Source organism: Psychrobacter sp. H7-1 (assembly GCF_904846585.1).
GTDB lineage: Bacteria > Pseudomonadota > Gammaproteobacteria > Pseudomonadales > Moraxellaceae > Psychrobacter > Psychrobacter raelei.
In genome coordinates this window covers 1-818 of sequence record NZ_CAJHBH010000108.1, presented here as the reverse complement: position 1 = coordinate 818, position 818 = coordinate 1, and the positions used below count along the sequence as shown (strand labels likewise).

The window sequence follows — 818 nt, the reverse complement described above, 5'->3', positions numbered from 1 at the left end:
TAGGGCGTGTTGAACATTCATAATTTGAGCCAGATATAAGCACAAGCAAGAGCGACCGTATTTTCATAACTCTGCTTGAGCTTATCAAACCTGGTGGCAACCGCCCTATACTGCTTTAGCTTAGCGAAAGCATTTTCTACTAGATGCCTGGCTTTATACAAGTCCCAGTCCATATGGTCGTTAGAATACTGAGTGTTTCGTTTTCGAGGGATGTTATCCTGCGTCCCTGCTTGTTCAATATGGGCTCGTAGCGCATCAGAATCATAGCCTTTATCGGCACATAAAACCTCTGTATTACTCAAATTAACCTTATCTATTAAATCAGGTGCGACTTTGACATCGTGGGTTGTGCCATCTGATAAAAGAAAGGTAATCGGATTGCCATGAGCATCAACTGCTAAGTGAATCTTGGTCGCGCGGCCTGCCACACTTTTGCTAATGGATTGTAGGTTCTCATTGCCACTACTGCTGTGCTGATGCGCCTTGATATGAGTACCATCAATGAAGACCCACTCAAGGTCTGCGTCTTTGATCAGTAACGTAAATAATGCAATCAGCTTATTACTGCGAGACCAGCGCTGGTAAGCTTTATAGATGGTATTGGGCTTGCCAAAATACTCGGGTAAGTCGCGCCAAGGACAGCCAACACGCATGCGATAAAGCACGCCTTCAACCGTTTGTCTAAGATTTCCTTTGTCATAGATATTAAGTTCTAGTAATATAGGTTTCAGTCTTGTCCAGTGTTCATCTTTGAGCATAGTGCGAGGCATAGCGAACGATATCTTTTTTGTGTGAGAACTTAAAGATTAACCGTTCGC

The 818-nt window shown here is 43.4% G+C and carries 1 protein-coding gene; it reads right to left on the bottom strand.

Translation table 11 applies throughout. The annotated features are described in order from the left end of the window. Window positions 1–17 precede the first annotated feature (17 nt). A complete protein-coding gene (locus JMX92_RS13390; RefSeq protein ID WP_011959606.1) occupies window positions 18–770 on the bottom strand; it encodes an IS5 family transposase in 753 nt (250 codons plus the stop codon). Window positions 771–818 lie beyond the last annotated feature (48 nt).

Bases quoted from the DNA above. Each gene is read 5' to 3' on its own strand.
- JMX92_RS13390 (WP_011959606.1), bottom strand. From the start codon at position 770: ATGCCTCGCACTATGCTCAAAGATGAACACTGGACAAGACTGAAACCT.